Origin of the sequence: Flavobacterium fontis (genome assembly GCF_900129405.1) — a bacterium.
GTDB classification, from domain to species: domain Bacteria; phylum Bacteroidota; class Bacteroidia; order Flavobacteriales; family Flavobacteriaceae; genus Flavobacterium; species Flavobacterium fontis.
This window is the reverse complement of record NZ_FQVQ01000004.1, coordinates 146,648-167,490: the sequence shown is the minus strand read 5'-3', so window position 1 is coordinate 167,490 and position 20,843 is coordinate 146,648. Positions and strand designations below refer to the sequence as shown.

At 41.0% G+C, this 20,843-nt stretch carries 15 protein-coding genes; 12 read left to right on the top strand and 3 right to left on the bottom strand.

Annotated features, from left to right (window positions below; all coding sequences use genetic code 11):
- Nucleotides 1-1,023, bottom strand: coding sequence for a tRNA (adenosine(37)-N6)-threonylcarbamoyltransferase complex transferase subunit TsaD (gene tsaD / locus BUC17_RS05290; protein WP_073362354.1), 1,023 nt, complete (start codon nucleotides 1,021-1,023; stop codon nucleotides 1-3).
- A gap of 106 nt (nucleotides 1,024-1,129) precedes the next feature.
- Here tsaD and BUC17_RS05285 point away from each other — a divergent pair, with 106 nt between their 5' ends.
- From BUC17_RS05285 to BUC17_RS05265, 5 genes are all read left to right on the top strand, one after another.
- The gene (locus BUC17_RS05285; RefSeq protein ID WP_143161719.1) at nucleotides 1,130-5,659 is read left to right on the top strand and encodes a translocation/assembly module TamB domain-containing protein; all 4,530 of its coding nucleotides are present in this window, start codon (nucleotides 1,130-1,132) and stop codon (nucleotides 5,657-5,659) included.
- Nucleotides 5,660-5,810: 151 nt separating this feature from the next.
- The gene (gene pfkA, locus BUC17_RS05280) at nucleotides 5,811-6,797 is read left to right on the top strand and encodes a 6-phosphofructokinase (RefSeq protein ID WP_073362352.1); all 987 of its coding nucleotides are present in this window, start codon (nucleotides 5,811-5,813) and stop codon (nucleotides 6,795-6,797) included.
- A 39-nt stretch (nucleotides 6,798-6,836) separates the two neighbouring features.
- Nucleotides 6,837-7,838 carry a type I glyceraldehyde-3-phosphate dehydrogenase gene (gene gap / locus BUC17_RS05275; protein ID WP_073362350.1) on the top strand — a complete coding sequence of 334 codons (1,002 nt, stop codon included), beginning with the start codon at nucleotides 6,837-6,839 and terminating at the stop codon, nucleotides 7,836-7,838.
- A 70-nt stretch (nucleotides 7,839-7,908) separates the two neighbouring features.
- The gene (locus tag BUC17_RS05270) at nucleotides 7,909-8,760 is read left to right on the top strand and encodes an N-acetylglucosamine kinase (RefSeq protein WP_073362348.1); all 852 of its coding nucleotides are present in this window, start codon (nucleotides 7,909-7,911) and stop codon (nucleotides 8,758-8,760) included.
- Nucleotides 8,761-8,815: 55 nt separating this feature from the next.
- On the top strand, nucleotides 8,816-9,184 hold the full coding sequence (locus BUC17_RS05265; protein WP_073362346.1) for a methylglyoxal synthase: 369 nt from the start codon (nucleotides 8,816-8,818) through the stop codon (nucleotides 9,182-9,184).
- A gap of 2 nt (nucleotides 9,185-9,186) precedes the next feature.
- Here BUC17_RS05265 and BUC17_RS05260 read toward each other — a convergent pair whose 3' ends face one another.
- Together BUC17_RS05260 and BUC17_RS05255 are read right to left on the bottom strand one after the other, a co-directional pair.
- On the bottom strand, nucleotides 9,187-9,567 hold the full coding sequence (locus tag BUC17_RS05260) for a RidA family protein (RefSeq protein WP_073362345.1): 381 nt from the start codon (nucleotides 9,565-9,567) through the stop codon (nucleotides 9,187-9,189).
- 1 nt (nucleotide 9,568) lies between these two features.
- Nucleotides 9,569-12,163, bottom strand: a complete 2,595-nt coding sequence (locus BUC17_RS05255; protein WP_234977689.1) for a putative LPS assembly protein LptD — start codon at nucleotides 12,161-12,163, stop codon at nucleotides 9,569-9,571.
- Between the two features lie 131 nt (nucleotides 12,164-12,294).
- On the opposite strand from BUC17_RS05255, the gene BUC17_RS05250 reads away from it, so the two are divergent.
- The 7 genes from BUC17_RS05250 to BUC17_RS05220 all read left to right on the top strand — a co-directional run bounded on the left by BUC17_RS05250 (nucleotide 12,295) and on the right by BUC17_RS05220 (nucleotide 20,766).
- On the top strand, nucleotides 12,295-13,455 hold the full coding sequence (locus tag BUC17_RS05250; protein ID WP_073362341.1) for an N-acetylmuramoyl-L-alanine amidase family protein: 1,161 nt from the start codon (nucleotides 12,295-12,297) through the stop codon (nucleotides 13,453-13,455).
- A 34-nt stretch (nucleotides 13,456-13,489) separates the two neighbouring features.
- Complete coding sequence (locus BUC17_RS05245; protein WP_073362452.1) at nucleotides 13,490-14,443, top strand: MlaD family protein; 954 nt, start codon at nucleotides 13,490-13,492, stop codon at nucleotides 14,441-14,443.
- Between the two features lie 6 nt (nucleotides 14,444-14,449).
- A complete protein-coding gene (locus BUC17_RS05240; RefSeq protein ID WP_073362339.1) occupies nucleotides 14,450-15,772 on the top strand; it encodes a 4Fe-4S dicluster domain-containing protein in 1,323 nt (440 codons plus the stop codon).
- Nucleotides 15,773-15,865: 93 nt separating this feature from the next.
- Entirely contained in the window at nucleotides 15,866-16,312 is a 447-nt protein-coding gene (locus BUC17_RS05235; protein WP_073362337.1) for an LNS2 domain-containing protein, read from the top strand.
- Nucleotides 16,313-16,339: 27 nt separating this feature from the next.
- Nucleotides 16,340-17,131 carry a (Fe-S)-binding protein gene (locus BUC17_RS05230; protein WP_073362335.1) on the top strand — a complete coding sequence of 264 codons (792 nt, stop codon included), beginning with the start codon at nucleotides 16,340-16,342 and terminating at the stop codon, nucleotides 17,129-17,131.
- A gap of 128 nt (nucleotides 17,132-17,259) precedes the next feature.
- The gene (locus BUC17_RS05225) at nucleotides 17,260-17,742 is read left to right on the top strand and encodes an ABC transporter ATPase (protein WP_073362333.1); all 483 of its coding nucleotides are present in this window, start codon (nucleotides 17,260-17,262) and stop codon (nucleotides 17,740-17,742) included.
- A 9-nt stretch (nucleotides 17,743-17,751) separates the two neighbouring features.
- On the top strand, nucleotides 17,752-20,766 hold the full coding sequence (locus BUC17_RS05220; RefSeq protein ID WP_073362331.1) for a serine hydrolase domain-containing protein: 3,015 nt from the start codon (nucleotides 17,752-17,754) through the stop codon (nucleotides 20,764-20,766).
- Nucleotides 20,767-20,843: the final 77 nt, after the last annotated feature.

Here is a 20,843-nt window from a genome sequence, read left to right as displayed (position 1 = left end):
TTAAAACGGAATGCGTGCTTTGGCTACTACATCGCGCGAGGCGTAGTGTTGATTCAAATAGCGATAATATCCAACAATGCCAATCATAGCGGCGTTGTCGGTGGTGTATTCAAACTTGGGAATAAATGTTTTCCAACCTTTCTGCGTACGCGCCTCAACCAATGCTTGACGAATACCGGAGTTGGCCGAAACCCCGCCTCCAATCGCAATTTGAGAAATTCCCGTTTGCGCCACGGCCATTTCCAATTTTTCCATCAGGATGGCAATGATAATATGTTGTATAGAAGCACAAATGTCGGCCTTGTTTTCCTCTATAAAGTTGGAGTTGATGGCTGTATTTTTTTGAATAAAATACAATATTTGCGTCTTCAATCCCGAGAAACTAAAGTTGAGCCCGTCTACTTTGGGCCGCGTAAAAGGAAAACGTTTTGGATTGCCCTCTTTTGCCCATTGGTCAATCAATGGCCCTCCGGGATAAGGCAATCCTAATATTTTTGCCGATTTATCAAAAGCTTCGCCCACAGCATCATCGGTGGTTTCGCCAATAACTTTTAAATCAAAAAAGTCATTTACCTGCACAATCTGCGTATGTCCTCCCGATATGGTCAAAGCCAAAAAGGGAAACTCGGGAATGTCATAACCTTCTTCGGTAATGAAATGTGCCAAAATATGGGCATGCATGTGGTTTACTGCCAATAATGGAATGTTCAATCCCATGGCCATCGATTTGGCAAAGGACGTTCCCACCAAAAGCGACCCCATCAATCCGGGACCTTGCGTAAAAGCAATAGCATGCAATTGTTCGCGGGTGATGCCTGCTTTTTTGAGCGCAACATCAACGACAGGAACAATGTTTTGCTGGTGGGCACGAGACGCCAGTTCAGGCACAACGCCCCCATATTCCTCATGGATGTGTTGCCGCGCGACAACATTTGAAAGTACCGTGGTATCTTGCAACACCGCCGCCGCCGTATCATCGCACGAACTCTCCAACGCTAAAATATAAATAGGACCTTGAGACATCAGGCACAATTTTTGTTTAAATTTGGTTTCAACAGCGTAAATCCTGTATTTTTACACCTTTGCAAAGGTACGCTTTTTCGTATTTAGACCATTCGTAACCCTCATTTTGGAAGAGAAAAAAACAAATACACGCAGAAAAAAGATTCGGAAGATTGTACTTCGTACACTTTTGGCGTTGCTCCTTTTGTTGATTTTTGCGGCTATCGCACTCTCACTTCCTGTGGTACAAACGCGTATTGCTCAGTATTTTACCGAACAAATTAATCGTGATTACGGAACCAACATCCAGGTTAATCGCGTTGAGATTACTGTTTTTGGCGGCGTTCAACTGAAAGAGGTGATTGTTCGCGACACGACCCAAGATACCTTGATTTTTGCCCAACGTATTCGCACTACGTTATCGGATGTTAAATCCCTGATGGATGGCAATCTTTATTTTGGTAAAATGGAGGTAGATCAACTGCTATTGGATGTAAAAACGCCCAAAGGAAAGCGCGATACCAATTTGGATGATTTTGTGGCCGCCTTTGATGATGGGAAGCCTTCATCGGGCAAATTTCGTATGGTAGCGGAAGCGATTACGTTAAAAAACAGTACTTTCCGAATGACGGATTACAATCGAAAAGTTCCTAAAGACGTTGACTTTACGCGAATTAATGCGGTGTTGTCCGATTTTAAAATAAAAGGTCCCAACGTTTACACCCATGTCGATCGGATGGCTTTTCATGATCACCGTGGCTTGGATGTCACCCAAATGGAGACACAATTTACCTATACTAAGCAAAATATTCGGTTAGAAAAAACAGACTTAAAAACAGCAGAGTCGCATTTTAAAGGCGATATCATTCTTCGGTATGAACGAAAAGATTTTGCTGATTTTAACAACAAAGTTCGCTTCGACATCAATACCCAGTTGGCCTCTATTGCCACCAATGATATTCGCTTTTTTTACAGCGAAATGGGAAAAAACAACCGCATCAATTTTTCGGGTAAATTGGATGGAACCCTTAATAATTTTACCGCGCGGCGTTTGGTGTTGCGCGATCTTTTGAATTCAGAAATTGTAGGTACGGTAAATTTTAGAAATTTATTTGCCACACGCAACGAGGGTGATTTTTACATGAAAGGAAAATTCAAAAAAGTTTCCTCCAATTACGACGATCTTACCGCATTGCTTCCCAATGTGCTGGGAAAAAAATTACCCTCTTCACTACAAAAATTAGGTCAATTTCAACTGGATGGTACCGCCGAGATTACGCCCAAAACCATTGAAGCCGATTTTAATTTAGTGACATTGCTAGGACAATTAAGTAGCAATTTGACGATGTCCAACATAGACCATATCGACAATGCTTCTTATTCGGGAGTTTTGGCCATGAATCAGTTTGATTTGGGTCGGTTTTTAGGGCGTTCTGACTTGGGTAAGGTAAGTCTTAATGTAACCGTGGATGGAAAAGGATTTATAGAAAAATACTTGGATATTCGTTTTTCGGGAGGGGTGCAAAGTATGGAGTATAATGGTTATACCTACCAAAATATTCTCGCTAACGGAAATTTCAAAAAGCCCTATTTTAAAGGTAAAATTAATGTAAACGACCCCAACTTATTTTTTGATTTCGATGGGATTGTAGACTTAAGTAAAAAGGAAAATGTTTATGATTTTCATGCCCGAGTGGATTATGCCAATTTGAAACGTTTGAATTTTTCAAAGGATGACGTTGCTGTTTTTCGCGGCGATATCGTGACCAAAATAACGGGGAGTTCTATTGATACTATGAAAGGTGATTTAGTATTGACCAACGCCTCGTACATCAATCGCAAAGACCAATACTTTTTTGATTACCTCACGCTAAACTCGTCATTTAATAGTGAAAACGAGCATGTGGTCACTTTATATTCGCCCAACGAAATCAATGGTAAAATTCAAGGCAAATTTGAGTTTGCACAAATTGCCAAAATGGTCGAAAATTCTTTGGGAAGTCTGTATGCCAATTACCGACCTAATACGCTCAAAAAAGGGCAGTATGTGAAGTTTGATTTTGTAGAGTTTCACAAAATTATTGAAATCATCAACCCCGAAATTTCGTTCAGTGAAGATGCGCGTTTGAGCGGGGTTATTCGCAGTGATGAGAACGATTTTAAAATGGATTTAACCTCCAAAACGGTTGATGTCTTTGGCAATCATTTGGATAATTTTTTACTGGAGATCGATAATAAAAATCCGTTGTACAATACCTATGTTCAATTGGATTCACTAAAAACGAAGTATTACAAGATTCGTGATTTTTCATTGATAAACACAACTGCCAAAGACACTCTTGCTTTCCGAACCGAGTTTAAAGGCGGCGAAAAAGGAAACGACTTTTACAATTTAAACCTCTACCACACCATAGATGCCCAAAAAAATAACGTGATTGGTTTTAGAAAATCAGAAGTCATGTTCAAAGACTATTTGTGGTATATCAATAGCAACGATGACGAAAAAAATCGGATTGTTTTTGATAAAAATTTAAACAACTTCCGCTTTGACGACTTGCTCATTTCGCACGAAAATGAATTCATGTCCCTGAGTGGATCAATCAATGATGCGCAAAAAAGTAAGGATTTACAACTCACGTTTCACGATGTCAATTTGAACAAAATTACGCCCGATGTTCCGCAATTTGTGTTTGAAGGTAAGGTTAACGGAGCCGTAAATATCAAGCAAAAGGATGCTGTGTATCAACCCACGGCACAAGTAGCCATCGATGAGTTATTGGTCAACGAGAATGTGTTGGGCGATTTGAATTTACAAATCAAAGGAAACGAAGATTTTAGCCGCTTTGACATCCATTCTACCATAGAAAACGAACTTTTCCGATCGTTTACCGCCGATGGGAATTTGAGAACCCAAGCGGGAGAAACGTTTGTGGACTTGGATTTAAACTTTCAGAAGTTCAATCTGGGAGTACTCGATCATTTGGGCGGAGACGTTTTGACCAAGATTCGCGGATTTGTTTCAGGAAATGCTCGAATCGATGGAAACATCAACAATGTAGATTACAACGGGCGCTTGTTTGTGGATGAAGCCGGAGTTACCATTCCGTATTTGAATGTCGATTACGAAATGCAACCCAATTCGATTGTCGATGTAACGCAGGACCGTTTTATCATTCAACGCACCCGAATTTTGGATTCCAAATACAATACCGAAGGAACCTTACAAGGTTTTGTGCGCCACAAGCAATTTGGGAATTGGGAATTGGATTTAAACATTGCGTCCAATAGAATTTTGGCTTTAGATACCCAAGATAAAGAAGACGCCGCTTATTTTGGAACCGCTTTCATCGATGGTTCGGCCACAATTAAAGGCCCTACCGACGGTTTGGAAATTGATGTGGTGGCTACCTCACAAAAAGGGACCGACATAAAAATTCCTATCAATGACGCCGATGCGGTCTCGGAGAATAACTACATCCATTTTTTAACACGACAAGAGAAAAATGGCGAAACACCAAGAGATGCTGAGTTCATTCGTAATTACAACGGTTTGCAAATGAATTTTGAGTTCAATATTACACCCGTGGCCAACATTGAAGTGATTTTGAATCGCGAATCCAAACACGGTATGCGCGGAACAGGGGTAGGAACCTTATTTATGAATATCAATACGCTAGGTAAGTTTGAAATGACGGGCGACTTTCAAGTGTGGGATGGTTACTATAACTTTAAATACGGCGGTTTGATCGATAAAAAGTTTAAGGTAAAACGATTTGGCTCCATTGTATGGGAAGGCAATCCGTACCGCGCTCAATTGAATTTGGAAGCTGTTTCACAAAACATTACAGCCAATCCCGCTGTTTTGGTGGAAAATGCTTCGTTCAACCGAAAAATTCCCGTAGATGTTGTTATTTCCTTAAAAGGAACGGTTTTGGCTCCTGAACCCGATTTTGCCATTAACTTCCCCAACGTGAGTTCGGTCATGCGCTCCGAAATCGAAACCAAACTCAGCGACCGTGATACGCGACAAACGCAAGCGCTCTACCTTTTGTCGACAGGTGGATTTTTGAGTCCCGAGGGTTTGAGTCAATCCCAAATCACCAACAGTTTTTATGAAAAAGCAGGTGCCTTGTTTGGCGATTTGTTCAATGATAAGGAAGGAAAATTTATCCTCGATGTGACCTACAGTCAAGCTGACCGTACCGCTTTAACGCCTACCGACGGTCGTTTGGTAGCCAATATTACAACCCAAATCAATGACCGAATAACCATCAACGGTCGAGTCGGTGTACCTACAGGCGGTGTTTCGCAAACGGCGATCGTAGGTAATTTTGAAGCGCTGTATCGTGTCAATGAAGATGGAACCTTGAATTTACGGGTCTTCAACCGTGAAAATGACATCAATTATATCGGTCAAGGCGTCGGATATACGCAAGGCGCGGGGGTGTCGTATGAAGTGGACTTTGATACGTTTAATGAATTGATTAAAAAAATCTTTGGTAAGAAAGCAGTGCAAGTCGAATCGGCTTCCCACGATTTACCCTCTGATTCGGGCCATCTACCCGACTATATCGATATGGAAACGGGCAAAGAGAAAAAAGAAAAATCGCAAGAATCGCCCAAACCCAATCAAGAGGCCGTTCCTCACGATGATTAACGCGGCATTGATAAATTCGCGTCCTTTTATTTAAAAAACCGTAAACTTATCAACGAAATCGTTTGAAGTTTGTCGATTTTGTGAAATCGGTAAAAACGTCCTGTTCTATATCCTACAGGTTTGCTAATTTTACAATATTAAAGTGAGGAATATGTCAAAAAGAATAAAAAAGATTGGAGTGCTGACCTCCGGGGGGGATTCTCCTGGAATGAATGCGGCCATTCGCTCGGTAGTGCGTGCTTGTGCCTATTACAATGTGGATTGTATGGGGATATACCGCGGGTATCAGGGGATGATTGAAGGCGATTTTAAAGAAATGGGACCACGTTCGGTACACAATATCGTCAACAAAGGCGGAACTATTTTGAAATCGGCCCGTTCTAAAGAATTCATGACAGCGGAGGGAAGAGCCAAAGCGTATGAGAATTTGAAAGAAGCGGGTATTGAAGCCTTGGTTGTCATCGGTGGAGACGGTTCGTTCACGGGGGCTGAAGTCTTTAATAAAGAATATAAAATCCCTGTAATCGGAATTCCAGGAACGATTGATAACGATATTTTCGGAACTAGCCACACGTTGGGTTACGATACAGCTTTAAATACCGTTGTTGAAGTAATTGATAAAATTCGCGATACCGCCAGTTCCCATAACCGTTTGTTTTTTGTGGAAGTGATGGGGCGTGATGCCGGTCACATTGCGTTAAATGCGGGAATCGGTGCAGGAGCCGAAGAAATTCTTATTCCCGAAGAAGATTTGGGATTGGAGCGTCTGCTGGAATCGTTACGACGCAGCAAGTTATCGGGAAAATCTTCTTCCATTGTAGTGGTCGCTGAAGGGGATAAAATCGGTAAAAATGTCTTTGAATTAAAAGATTATGTCGAACAAAATATGCCTGAATACGATGTGCGTGTTTCTGTATTGGGACACATGCAACGCGGCGGTTCACCTTCGTGTTTTGATCGAGTTCTTGCCTCGCGCTTGGGCGTCAAAGCAGTCGAATCACTATTGGAAGGGAAGTCCAATTTTATGGTGGGCTTACTCAATGATAAAGTTGCACTCACTCCTTTGGAACAAGCGATTAAAGGACATACCGAAATCGATTTGGAATTGGTACGCGTGTCCGATATCATGACCATCTAAATTGTAAATAATCAAGTTTAAATCATAAATAAAGAGAAAATGTCTAAAGTGAAATTGGGAATAAACGGTTTCGGTCGTATTGGTCGTATCGTTTTTAGAGAAACCTATAATAGAGATAATGTAGAAGTTGTAGCCATCAACGATCTTTTAGATGTTGACCATTTGGCGTATTTGTTAAAATATGACTCAGTACACGGACGTTTCAATGGAACGGTAGACGTTAGAGACGGAAAATTGTATGTTAACGATAAATACATCCGTGTAACCGCACAAAAGGATCCTGCATTGATTCAGTGGGATGAATTAGGGGTAGATGTGGTTGCCGAATGTACCGGTTTCTTCACTACAGTTGAAACGGCGAGTGCGCACTTGAAAGGAGGCGCCAAAAAAGTAATCATTTCAGCACCTTCAGCCGATGCTCCCATGTTTGTTATGGGCGTAAACCATACAGAAGTTAAATCTACCGATTTGGTAGTTTCAAATGCTTCCTGTACAACCAACTGTTTGGCACCTTTAGCCAAAGTAATCCATGACAATTTCGGTATTGTCGAAGGATTAATGACGACGGTACACGCGACAACGTCAACACAAATGACTGCTGACGGACCCTCACGTAAAGATTGGCGTGGTGGACGTGCAGCCAGTGTAAACATCATTCCTTCGTCGACAGGGGCGGCCAAAGCGGTTGGAAAAGTTATTCCTTCGTTGAATGGTAAGCTTACCGGGATGTCGTTCCGTGTTCCAACGGTTGACGTTTCAGTAGTGGATTTAACGGTAAAAGTAGCCAAAGAAACGTCGTATGAGGAAATCATGGCGGTGTTGAAGAAAGCTTCAGAAAATGAAATGAAATGTATTCTTGGCTTTACCGAAGATGATGTTGTGTCACAAGATTTTGTTGGCGATTCACGTACATCGGTAGTTGATGCGAAAGCGGGTATCGGATTGAATTCGACCTTCTTCAAATTGGTATCTTGGTACGACAATGAGTACGGATACTCAAGCAAGTTGATTGATTTAGCAGTACATATTGCTGCATTATAACTTTAAAATCCCGAAAGTGTTTGCGCGGTAAACCTTTCGGGATTTTTTGCGACTAACCAAACCCAAACCTATGAAATTATTAGTAGATAGTGGATCAACCAAAGCCGATTGGATAGCTATTGATGAAAGTGGTAAAGTTTTGTTTACTACCCAATCTTTGGGCTTAAATCCTGAAGTTTTGGACAAGGACGAAATTATCGATCGTTTAGAGGATAAGTTCGACATTTCCCACAACAAAGACAAAGCTACCCATTTGTACTTTTATGGCGCTGGCTGTGGTACCGACCGTATGAAGGATTTTTTAACGGAGGTTTTTAAAGGTTACTTTACCCAAGCCATTGTATCGGTGTATGAAGATACGTATGCCGCCGTTTATGCCACCACGCCCAAAGATGAAGAGGCTATAGTGTGTATTTTAGGAACTGGATCCAATTGCAGTTATTTTGACGGTAAAGTCTTGCATCAAAAAGTACAATCCCTCGGGTATATCGCCATGGACGACTGTTCGGGGAATCGTTTTGGACGCCATTTGATTCGCGGATACTATTTCAACAAAATGCCTAAAGAATTGGCGCTTGAGTTTGAAGAGGAATACAATGTTGATCCCGATTATATCAAACATAATCTGTACAAAGAACCCAATCCGAATGCCTATTTGGCAACCTTTGCAAAGTTCTTGATTAAACATAAAGACCATCCGTTCTGTCAAAAGTATATTGAGATGGAAATGGTTGATTTTGTTGAAAATTATATCATGCAATACCCGCAACATACTACGATTCCGGTTCACTTTGTCGGTTCAATCGCCTTCTATTTAAAAGAAGAACTCACCGCCATTTTAAGTCGCTACAATATTCAAATTGGAAATGTTTTGCGACGTCCAATTGACGGATTAATTGCCTATCACATTTTAAACAAATAACAATTCACTTTAAAACTCCATTTATTTGGAGTTTTTTTATGCAAAATAAATACCTATGGAAATTGCCATTATTGCCCACGACGGGAAGAAAGCCGATATGGTTCAGTTTTTAAACGAAAACAAAGCTTTATTGCAACAAGAAGGAGTCAAAATCATTGCTACGGGAACTACAGGAAGTAAAGCAATAGCCGCTGGATTTAAGGTGAAACGCTATTTGTCGGGACCCATGGGGGGTGATGCACAAATTGCGGCTCGTGTTGCCGAGGGGAAAACACAAATGGTGTTGTTTTTTAAAGACCCTGCATCCAGTCACGCACATGAAGCCGACATCAACATGCTTATTCGCATTTGCGACGTTCATAATGTTCCTCTTGTGACCAATGAAGCAACGGCAAAACGTTTGGTGGAAACGTTACGGAAATAAGGTTATTTGATAGCAATCATGGAGATTTCCACATTGACATTTTTGGGCAAACAAGCCACTTGAACGGTTTCACGAGCAGGCGCTGTTTTTTCGTCAAAATAACGTCCATACACCGCATTGATGCGCGCAAAATCTCCCATGTTCATGATGAAAATGGTAGTTTTAACCACGTGTGAAAAATCCATTTCCGCAGCAGCCAAAACGGCTTTCATGTTTTCCATAACTTGCTGGGTCTCAGTTTCGATATCCGTAAGGACCAATTCGCCCGTTTCGGGGTGGAGCGCAATTTGACCCGATGTATACAATGTATTGCCTACCAACACCGCTTGATTGTAAGGGCCAATAGGAGCAGGTGCGTTTGTTGTAAAAATGATTTTTTTCATATTAACGTAAGGTTCGATCCGGTTGTGAATTTTTATCCCACTTGATGTCACTCAACATTCCTGACTTGATTCCGATGAAAAAGCCCCAAAATTGATTCAAGCCAAATGGACTCCAATTGAAGTTCATACTCCAACTGTCAAGGTCTCTGTTGATGCGTAAGTTCGTAGCAACAATACCGTTATTTTTAAAGTCATACCCCGTTGAAACCCCCAAAGTCCATTTGGAAGTGAGCGTCGTATTGGCTGCAATCATTAACGAATTGCCCGTAATTTCATTTTGGCCTTTATCATTGGAATAGGTGAGGGCATAAGCTAAATTAATATCCCATGGAATAATCGACTTGTAAAAGCCAGCAAAGGTGTCCTCTTTTTCCACCTTATCTTCCATGCGATTGATTTCTTCATTGGCCCCGAACAAATTGTCTCCTCGTCCGCCGTTGCGCAATCCTTGCACATTTTCTTTGGGCGCCTCACCCGTGCTGTTGAAGGTGTAATTTATGGTTACATTGGCACTTGTCATGCGCAAAAAGCCGCCATTGTCCCATAAAAATCGCTCTACCCGTACGTTGGAAGCATCCAATTGATAGGGGTCAAAAACAGCAGCAAAGTTAACACTCATTTTTTCCTTAAATAAGGATGTCCCTCCTGTCATGTTGAACGTTCCCAAACGAAAAGTAGGGGCTGCAAAATTATAGCGCGTACCTACAGTAAGATTATTCAATAAAAAAATCTTTTTTAATTCTGTTTTGGTTGAATCTCGATCGCGAACTTTTGCTTCCAAAACATTTACAATGGATAAATCCAAGGCGTTGGATAAGGAATTGGAAGGAGCGCCATAAATTCCACTTTCAAATCGGGTATACCGCAATACCGTTCCCGCACTATTGGAAACGTAATTGTCGTAATATTGGTCAAATCCAGGGGTATACGAGTGAGTCAGCGTGGGGCGAATCGTATGACGAATAGCTTTGAGTCGACCCTCGCCTTTAAATTTAAAATTCCCGTAAATGGTGGTTCCTACAGAATTATTGATGGAATAGGTTCGAAACGCATCGATACCTCTAACTTGTGTGGTAACTACTTCGTTGGTTGTAACATTGAAGTCTTTACGTATGGTTTTATTGACCCAAACCTCGTTATAATTAAGGGAGGTCGTCACACTAAAATACTGAAACAATTTGAAATTGGTTTGTAGCGGAATCGAATGTTGCATACCGATTTGAGCCGTATCGAACATCTCTTTTCGGAAGAAAAATTCTTCCTGCACGGTAAACTGATTACGACCGTTGACATTGTATTGAAAATTGATGTTCTGAATAATTCCTTTTTTAACCCCACTTTTTGGTGCAAAAGGAAAAATTCGGTCCACACTTCCTTGCAAGGTGGGCAAGGTCATATCAATTTGTTGCGTTTGGTTGTTTTGGGTATGCGTGGCCGAAGCGGTAATGTTAATTTGCGGTTCGGTATTAAACGTTTTGGAATATGTAATCGACGAACTCAAGGTATTATTCAATTGCGACCCCAAGTTGTTGATGTTTAAGGATTGTTGAAAATAGCGGCTACTTCCTAAGTTAACCGAAGCTGAAAACCGCGAGCTGGGGTTGGATTTAGCATCTTTCGAGTGGTTCCACTGAATGTTGTAAATGTTTTGTTTGGCATACCCAGGAAATCCGCGTTCCCCAGAGATTTGATTTTCAAAACGCAAGTTAAACGTACCGTTAAAGTGATACCGTTTGGAGTAATTGGTCTCGGCCCGTAAAGCATAACTTCCGTTGGTGAAATAATCGCCCAACAGCGCCAAATCATAATGGTCACTCAACGCAAAATAATATCCTCCATTTTGTAAAAAGAAGCCGCGGGAATTACTTTGTCCGTAGGCAGGAATGATAATTCCGGAGCGGGCTTTGGTTGTAATCGGGAAAAAAGCAAAAGGCACCGCAATAGGAGTGGGGACATTATAAATGTACATGTTGGTAAATCCCACCACGACTTTTTTATTGGGAACAAACTTTACTTTACGCGCCAAAAAATAGTACTCTGGATCTTCCACATTTTCAGAGGTCGTAAACCGCGCTCCCTTCATAAAGTACACCGAGTCATTTTCCTTTTTGGAGATTTCTGCGAGGATGTTTAATTCTTGTTGTTTGGTGCGCGAATTCCAAACTTTGGCTTTTTTGGTTTTGAAATTAAACCGAATCGAGTCGGGTTCCACCACAGTAGCACCTTGTTTGAAAACGGGATATTGAATGTAATTTCCCGCTGTATCTTTCAAGCGACCGGCATATACTTCATCATTTTTATAATCAAAAACAATAATTCCCGCCTTCAATTCGTAATCCATGTACTTCAAAACCGCCTCATCCATTATGGTGATAATTTGCTTTTTTTGGTCAAACTTCACATAGGATTTTCCGTAATATTCAACGATACTTTCTAAGTATTTCTTGCTTTTGAATGTCGAATCGGATGGGGTAACTTTGATTAATTTTTCGTTGGGAGTCGGTGAATTTGAACTAGTTACCTGACCATAGCTGCTTGAGCTTCCCCATGTTAGGAAAACGGCTAATAAAACGATATAAAATATCTTGGTACGCAACAGGATTAATGCTATTTTTGTAAAAATGTGGTCCGATTTTTGACGGGCAAACTTACATATTATTTCGTCAAAAATAGCTAATAAATTATTTTATCCCTTTACGGATTTAATTAAAATTAACGATTAGAATTATGAGTCAATCCTTAGCGCGAGCGATATTGGTGTTTTTTTGTTTTGGTTTAACCCTCAATGGTCTAGTGGCTCAAACGTCGAAATTTAAAGTGGCCCTTGATGCAGGGCATGGCGACCACGATTTTGGAGCCGTTTATAATGGACATATTGAGAAAAATATCAATTTGGCAATTGTTCTAAAAGTAGGAAAATTGCTAGAGAAACACAATGGTATTGAAGTGATTTATACCCGAAAAACGGATGTGTTTATTGATTTGATTGAACGTGCAAACATTGCCAACCGTGCAGACGCTAGCATATTTGTCTCAATCCACTGTAATGCCAATAAGAATCCCGCAGCCGATGGAACCGAAACGTATGTGATGGGTATGTCTAAAAATGCGTCTAACTTGGAAGCGGCCAAACGAGAGAACGCAGTAATTACCTTAGAAAAGGATTACAAACAAAAATACGAAGGATACGATCCGCGAAAACCCGAAACAATGCTAGGCATGATGCTAATGCAAGAAGAGTTTTTGGAGAACAGTATCGCTCTAGCGGCAAAAATTCAGGATAATTTCGTGAAAATGTTAGGCAAAAAAAGCCGTGGGGGAGGCGTAAAACAAGCGCCTTACATGGTGTTGCATAAAGCCTATATGCCTCGAGTGTTGATTGAAACGGGATTTGTTTCCAATCCGGTTGAAGGTGCACGTTTGGATTCAGAAGAAGGACAAAATGAAATTGCGGATGCGATTTACAAAGCGATTTTAAGTTATAAAAAAGATCATTTTGACGGGGAAGACAATTCTGATTCCGTAAAACCTTCTCAACGGGTAGAGGAATTGCCTGTGCCACCATCGCCCTCAAAAAAAGACACCGTTATCAAGAAAACAGAACCAAAATTGGCGGACAAACCTGTCACCAAAGGGGTTGTTTTTAAAGTTCAAATTTCAGCAAGTGCCAAGAAATTGGAAACAGTTCCGTCAAATTTTAATGGATTGAAAAATATTGAAGTAACACAAACCCCTGCGGGAATGTACAAATATACCTATGGACAAACGGCCAATTATGAAGAAGCCAAGAAGTTATTGCAAGAAGCCAAATCCAAAGGGTATACCCAAGCATTTGTAATTGCATTTAAAGATGGAAAGAGCGTTTCAGTGCAAGAAGCTATGAAATAAAATTATAAATTTGCAGCGTAAAAAATAGTTGATTTTGAAACTAACAAGGGAATTAAAAACAGCCATACTCGTCATTGCCTCTATACTCCTTTTTATATGGGGCTATAGCTTTTTGAAGGGCAAAGACATATTGAGTAAACAACGCGTTTTGTATGTGGTGTATGATAATGTGGAAGGATTGGAAAAATCGGCCCCTGTTACAATCAACGGGTTAACCATCGGGAAGGTAAGTGCAGTGACCTTAGACAATGAAACGGCAAAAATCACAGTAGAATTGCAAATCAATACCGATTTTCCCATAAAAGAAGGTAGCAAAGCCGAAATCTATGCGCCGAGTCCGATAGGGGGAAAACAAATTGCTATTATACCGGCTACATCTGGGAATTTAGTGCCCGACGGTGGACAATTGGTACCGGCAACCAAATTGGGTCTTACCGAAGAAATTGCACGTCAAATTGAACCCTTGAAAGTAAAAGTGTTGAAATTGTTAGACAATACCAATGCTATGATGGAAAACATCAATCAAGTGATGGATGCTTCGACCAAAGAAAATTTACGTCAAAGTTTGGCCCACCTCGATGCGATGCTAATCGAATTTCAAAAAGCTGGGGCGCAAACTAATGCTATGTTGGCAGAAAACCAAAAAAATATCAAAGGAACGCTCACCAATGCGGATAAAGCTTCGGCTAATTTTGTCAAAATCTCCGAAGATCTAGCCAAAGCAAATTGGACAGAAACCGTAGCTAAATTGGATGAAACCCTCAAAAATGTAAATCTTCTATTGCAACAAATGGAAGCGGGTAAAGGGACCATGGGCAAATTAATGAAAGATGAGCAATTGTATGCTAATTTCACCAAAACGTCCAAAGAATTGGAATTGTTGTTGCAAGATTTGCGTTTAAATCCGACGCGTTATGTAAACGTGTCCCTGTTTGGTAAAAAAAATAAACCGTATGTGGCTCCTGTGGCCGATACGATAAAAAAATAAGAGACGATGGCATATTTGGATAATATTTTCTTTGCGGTTGTACTGGCGCTTGGCGTAGGGTATTTTGCGCTCAATGTCAAAAAGTTAATGCGTAACATCAAGTTAGGACAAGCGGTCAATCGTACCGATAATCCTAAAGCGCGCTGGAATAACATGTTGATGATAGCCTTGGGACAGTCCAAAATGGTGAAACGCCCTGTTTCAGGAATCATGCACATTTTGGTTTACGTGGGATTTGTGATCATCAATATTGAAATGCTCGAGATTGTTATCGACGGACTCTTTGGAACCCACCGTGTATTTGCTTTCATGGGCGGGTTTTACAGTTTCCTAATCGGTTCTTTTGAAGTATTGGCAGTGCTCGTTTTGGTGGCCGTAGTGGTGTTTTGGGCACGACGAAATGTATTGAAGCTCGGGCGATTTGCGAGTACAGATTTGAATGGGAAGCCCAGAAGTGATGCCAATATTATTTTGTATTTTGAAATTGTATTAATGTCACTGTTTCTGCTGATGAATGCATCCGATTTTTGGTTGCAGCAAGCAGGCGTTTCACATTATGTCAGTGCAGGTTCGTTTCCAGTAAGTCACTTTATCAGTCCCATTTTCGACGGATTAAATGAAGGTACGGTAGTGTTGTTGGAGCGAACATTTTGGTGGATGCACATTGTAGGTATTTTGATTTTCTTAAACTACTTGTATTACTCCAAACATTTACACATCCTATTGGCTTTCCCCAATACTTATTATGCCGACCTGAATGCTAAAGGTAAAATTGATAATCTGGAGAGTGTTACCCGTGAAGTGCAATTGATGATGGATCCCAATGCCGATCCTTTTGCTGCTCAAGCTTCAACCGATGCGGTTCCTGCAAAATTCGGGGCCAGCGATGTTATGGATTTAAATTGGGTGCAGTTGCTCAATGCCTATACCTGTACCGAATGTGGACGTTGTACTTCTTCATGTCCAGCAAATCAAACGGGTAAAAAATTGTCTCCCCGAAAAATCATGATGGATACCCGCGATCGTTTGGAAGAAGTAAGTCGAAACATTGATGCCAACAAAGGGGTATTCATTCCCGATAACAAATCGTTGTTGAATGATTATATCACCACCGAAGAACTTTGGGCTTGTACTTCTTGCAATGCTTGTGTAGAAGAGTGCCCCGTTAATATTAGTCCGTTATCAATCATCATGGACATGCGACGCTATTTGGTTATGGAGCAAAGTGCCGCACCACAATCGCTCAATGCAATGATGACGAATATTGAAAACAACGGTGCGCCATGGCAATACAACCAAATGGACCGTTTGAATTGGAAAAGTGAGTAACGCGATGCAAGGCATCAAACAATATCCGAACTATTCCTAAGGTGAGGGCGGGAATGGAACGGAAAAAATGCAACTAATCAAAAATTTGAAATCATGAAATCAGAAGACATTGAAAAGTCTTTACAGTCTGTCACTGAAAATGGACAGCACCTAAGCCCTATTTTACCGGAAGGCATCAAAAATTACCTCATCGATATTGATGGAACCATTTGCGATGACATTCCAAATGAAGAACCCGAGCGTATGTTGACCGCAGAAGTTTATCCCGATGCCTTGATTACGCTCAACAAATGGTACGACGAAGGTCATGTGATTTTTTTCTTTACCTCCCGTACCGAAGCCCATCGTGCGTATACCGAAACCTGGTTAAAACAACACGGTTTCAAGTACCACGGTATTTTATTTGGAAAACCCCGTGGAGGAAACTACCACTGGATTGACAACCACTTGGTAAAGGCGACCCGCTACCGTGGGAAGTTTACCGATTTAATTGAAAAAGAAGTCACCATCCAAGTTTTTGACGATGGGAAACATGAATAGTTAGAATATTTTCAAACGAATTGAACTATGGCTGAAATTTTAAATGTACCGACAATGGCCGAGATGATGGCGCAAGGACAACAACCTGAAGTAGTTTTTTGGGTAGGTTGCGCTGGGAGCTTTGACGATCGTGCCAAGCGAATTACCAAAGCATTCGTCAAAATTTTGAACAATGCAAATGTATCGTTCGCGGTATTAGGGACAGAAGAATCCTGTACTGGCGATCCAGCGAAGCGTGCAGGAAATGAGTTTTTGTTTCAAATGCAAGCCATGATGAATATTCAGGTTTTGAATGCGTATGAGGCAAAAAAAATCGTTACCGCTTGTCCTCATTGTTTCAATACGCTGAAAAATGAATATCCTGAATTGGGGGGACAATATGAAGTTATTCACCACACTCAATTTCTCAAATCCTTATTGGATGAAGGGCGTTTAAAAATTGAAGGAGGTACCTATAAAGGAAAACGCATTACATTTCACGACCCTTGTTACTTGGGTCGCGCCAATAATGTGTATGAAGCACCTCGGACGCTAATTGAAAAATTGGATGCCGAATTGGTGGAAATGAAACGTTCACGAGCCAACGGTTTATGCTGTGGAGCTGGTGGAGCTCAAATGTTTAAAGAACCTGAACAAGGTAACAAAGACGTCAATATTGAACGCACCGAAGATGCTTTGGAGACTAAGCCAGAGGTAATTGCAGCGGGTTGTCCTTTCTGCAATACCATGATGACCGATGGTGTAAAGCATTTTGAAAAAGAGAGCGAAGTTAAAGTATTGGATATTGCAGAGTTAATTGCCAACGCCCAAGATTTGTAAGTGACGAAGGTGATAAATTTTATGGTGAGCTCAATTTTTTCACCCTACAATTTTTCACAAAAACCCCAACAAATCGATGTTTCAATATAATTTAACGTGATCCCACCACGGCCCTAAAAGAAGAATATATGTACATTCCTTTTGAACAATTACCCGAGGAATCCCGAATATGGATTTACCCCGCCAATCGCAAACTTTCGGAGGAAGAAGTAACCGAAATCGAACAGTTATTGCTGCATTTTGTGGAGCAATGGTCGGCTCACGGTACGGCTTTGGAAGCATCGTTTAAAGTCGTTTATCAACGATTCATTGTATTGGCAGTAAATGCTTCTGCGCAAGCACCAACAGGCTGTTCTATAGATGCTTCTGTGGCTTTAATTCAACAAATTGAACAACAGTTTCAAATAGATTTGTTGGATAAAATGAATGTCACTTTCCGTCAGGGAGAGTTTATAACGCACAAAACCTTGCTTGATTTCAAAAGAATGGTCAAAGAAAAATCGGTAGGTCCCAACACCATTGTATTTAATAATTTGGTAAATACAGTAGAAGAGTGGCAATCCCATTGGGAAGTACCCGCCGCTGAAAGTTGGCATGCTCGTTTTTTCTAATTCAATCCCATGCAACACTACGCTAAATTTTTGTTCTTGCTTTTCGCGGTTGCATTCGCAGTTCAATGTAACTCCGTAAAAAACAGCCCCACGAAAACCCACACGAGCTCGCTTCCCAAGCCCAATGCGCATCATGAGGAAGACGATGACGTGTATATTTCTGTAGCCAAAGCCGATCGCAAAACATTTTTTAAAGATACTCCCGCTGAACTGCGTTGGGCCGATAGTGTATACAATCAAATGACATTGAAAGAACGGATTGGGCAATTGTTTATGGTGGCCGCGTATTCCAACAAAGATAGTGCTCATGTGAACAGTTTGGATCGTTTGATAAAAAACGAATCGATTGGAGGCTTGATTTTTTTTCAAGGCGGACCCGTGCGTCAAGCAAAACTGACCAATCGTTTTCAAAAACAATCCAAAATACCTTTGTTCATTGGGATTGATGCCGAGTGGGGACTGAATATGCGTTTGGATTCTACCTACAAATACCCTTGGAATATGACCTTGGGTGCTGTTAAAGATTATGCCTTATTGGAAGAAGTTGGACGTCAAATGGCGCTTGAAGCAAAACGTATTGGATGTCATTTTAATTTTGTTCCGGTATTAGATATCAATACCAATCCCAAAAATCCCATCATTGGTCATCGCTCTTTTGGTGAAGAAAAACACAATGTCACTGACCATGCAGTAGCAGTAATGAAAGGGGTTCAAAGTACAGGTGTCTTTTGTACGGGGAAACATTTTCCGGGGCATGGCGATACCGCTACCGACTCGCATCATGCATTGCCTCAATTGTTGTTTGACAAAGAGCGCATTGAACGCGTAGAATTGTATCCTTACAAGAAGATGTTTGATGAAGGACTGGTCTCGGTGATGGTGGCACACTTAAACATACCGAGTTTGGAACACCGCGACGGTTGGCCAACTTCAGTATCGCATTCGGTGGTAACCAATCTCCTGCAAGAAGATTTAGGCTTTGAAGGATTGATTTTTACCGATGCACTTAACATGAAAGGCGCCAGCAAGTTTATGGCGCCAGGACAATTGGATTTGGAAGCATTTTTAGCCGGAAACGACATTTTACTTTTTCCTGAAAATGTTCCTTTGGCGAGTGAAAATATTGCCACGGCCTACCAAAATGGTTTGGTTTCTGAAGATCGGTTGGCCCATTCGGTAAAAAAAATATTGCGCTTCAAATACAAAATTGGACTTCAGAAGCCCCAAATCGTTGAAGAAAAAGGGATTTCAGAGGCCATGTTTACGCCATTTAAAGAGGCGTTGCATTATCAAATCTATGAAAATGCCATAACTTTGGTCAAAAACCAAGACGATATTCTTCCGATTAAAGATTTACGTCAAAAAATTGCCTATGTCAAATTAGGAGACGATCAAAACAGTCCTTTTTTACAAACCCTTCGTAAGTACACCGACGTTACCGAGGTGGTTGAAAGTCATCCCGACTCCTTAAATGTTCGGTTGAAAGCCTATGATTTAGTCATTGTCGGGTTTCATAAGTCCGATAGGGCATGGCGAAAACATGATTTTTCGGAAACAGAACTTCAACTGTTGGATAAAATCGCCCAATCCAACAAAGTGATTTTGGATGGTTTTGTCAAACCCTATGCGCTATCTGCGGTTCCTTCCTATGAAAATATTGAAGCCGTAGTGGTGTCGTATCAAAATAGTGAAATTGCACAAGTGGTTTCGGCACAAGTGTTGTTTGGAGCCGTTGAACCCAAAGGAAAGCTGCCTGTTACCATCAATGCTGAATTTCATGAAGGACATGGATTTAATTTCACCCCGCTCAATCGTTTAGGATTTACGGCCCCTGAAAACGTGGGAATGAGTCCGAAAACCCTAGCGCGCATCGATCAAGTAGCTCAAAAAGCTATCGACGGGGCAATGACTCCAGGAATGCAAGTATTAGTAGCTCGTCGAGGTAAGGTGATTTTTCATAAAGCTTATGGGAATCAAACCTATGAAGCGCAGACTAAAATTCAAGCTTCAGACCTGTATGATGTGGCTTCTGTGACCAAAATCGCTGCGACCTTACCGTTGGTGATGCAATTGTATGATCAGGGTAAATTGCGACTTGATCAAACGTTGGGGGAACTCTTACCAGAGACGAAAGGAACCAATAAAGAATTTATTACCTTGAAAGAACTATTGTCGCATTACGCCCGACTTCAAGCGTGGATTCCTTTTTACAAAGCTACCTTAGATGCCGAAAAATGTCCCCTCCCGCAGTATTACAGTTTGGGACAAAAGCCCGGTTTTGAGATTCAAGTTTCTGAAAATCTATATTTGAAAAATGAGTACAAAGAATCAATGTTTACTCAAATTCTTGACAGTAAATTAATCGATCAAAAAGAATATAAATACTCTGATTTTACTTTTATCATTTTACAACGTATCGTAGAGAAATTGATGGGTAAACCTTTGGATGAAGCCATTCAATCCCAATTCTACCAATCTATGGGACTTTCCAACAGTCGCTTTAATCCGCTGCATAAATTTGATGCCTCCAGTATTGCACCCACCGAAATTGACAATTATTTTCGTCATACTTGGATTCAAGGGTATGTGCACGATATGGCCGCGGCTATGATGGGAGGCGTGGCAGGACATGCGGGTTTATTTTCGAATAGTTTGGACATGGCCAAAATGATGCAGTTGTATTTGCAACGCGGGAATTATGGGGGGATTCAATATTTTTCACCCGAAACCTTTACAACTTTTAACACCTGTCATTACTGCGCCGAAGGAAATCGCAGAGGATTAGGTTTTGACAAACCCCAATTGGGAAAAGAAGGGCCAACGTGTGGATGTGTTTCGATGCAAAGCTTTGGCCACACGGGATTTACAGGCACCATGGTGTGGGCCGATCCAGAAAGTGAAATCGTTTATGTGTTTCTTTCCAACCGAACTTTCCCCGATAGTAATGCGCCCAATAAGTTGTCGAAAGAAAACATCCGAGAGGAGATTCAAAAAATTATTCAAGAAGCCATTTTAGATCGATAATTTTAATTATTGGCGTTGTGTTTTTCGCATGATTTTTTTGGTAAATTCGTTGAGCAGATGAAATCCTTCAAAAAAAA

What these genes read in the sequence shown, in the direction of transcription:
- BUC17_RS05240 (WP_073362339.1), top strand. Translation starts at nt 14,450, where the DNA reads ATGGCATATTTGGATAATATTTTCTTTGCGGTTGTACTGGCGCTTGGC.
- BUC17_RS05230 (WP_073362335.1), top strand. Translation starts at nt 16,340, where the DNA reads ATGGCTGAAATTTTAAATGTACCGACAATGGCCGAGATGATGGCGCAA.
- BUC17_RS05235 (WP_073362337.1), top strand. Translation starts at nt 15,866, where the DNA reads ATGAAATCAGAAGACATTGAAAAGTCTTTACAGTCTGTCACTGAAAAT.
- BUC17_RS05250 (WP_073362341.1), top strand. Translation starts at nt 12,295, where the DNA reads ATGAGTCAATCCTTAGCGCGAGCGATATTGGTGTTTTTTTGTTTTGGT.
- BUC17_RS05225 (WP_073362333.1), top strand. Translation starts at nt 17,260, where the DNA reads ATGTACATTCCTTTTGAACAATTACCCGAGGAATCCCGAATATGGATT.
- gap (WP_073362350.1), top strand. Translation starts at nt 6,837, where the DNA reads ATGTCTAAAGTGAAATTGGGAATAAACGGTTTCGGTCGTATTGGTCGT.
- pfkA (WP_073362352.1), top strand. Translation starts at nt 5,811, where the DNA reads ATGTCAAAAAGAATAAAAAAGATTGGAGTGCTGACCTCCGGGGGGGAT.
- BUC17_RS05220 (WP_073362331.1), top strand. Translation starts at nt 17,752, where the DNA reads ATGCAACACTACGCTAAATTTTTGTTCTTGCTTTTCGCGGTTGCATTC.
- BUC17_RS05270 (WP_073362348.1), top strand. Translation starts at nt 7,909, where the DNA reads ATGAAATTATTAGTAGATAGTGGATCAACCAAAGCCGATTGGATAGCT.
- BUC17_RS05260 (WP_073362345.1), bottom strand. Translation starts at nt 9,567, where the DNA reads ATGAAAAAAATCATTTTTACAACAAACGCACCTGCTCCTATTGGCCCT.
- tsaD (WP_073362354.1), bottom strand. Translation starts at nt 1,023, where the DNA reads ATGTCTCAAGGTCCTATTTATATTTTAGCGTTGGAGAGTTCGTGCGAT.
- BUC17_RS05265 (WP_073362346.1), top strand. Translation starts at nt 8,816, where the DNA reads ATGGAAATTGCCATTATTGCCCACGACGGGAAGAAAGCCGATATGGTT.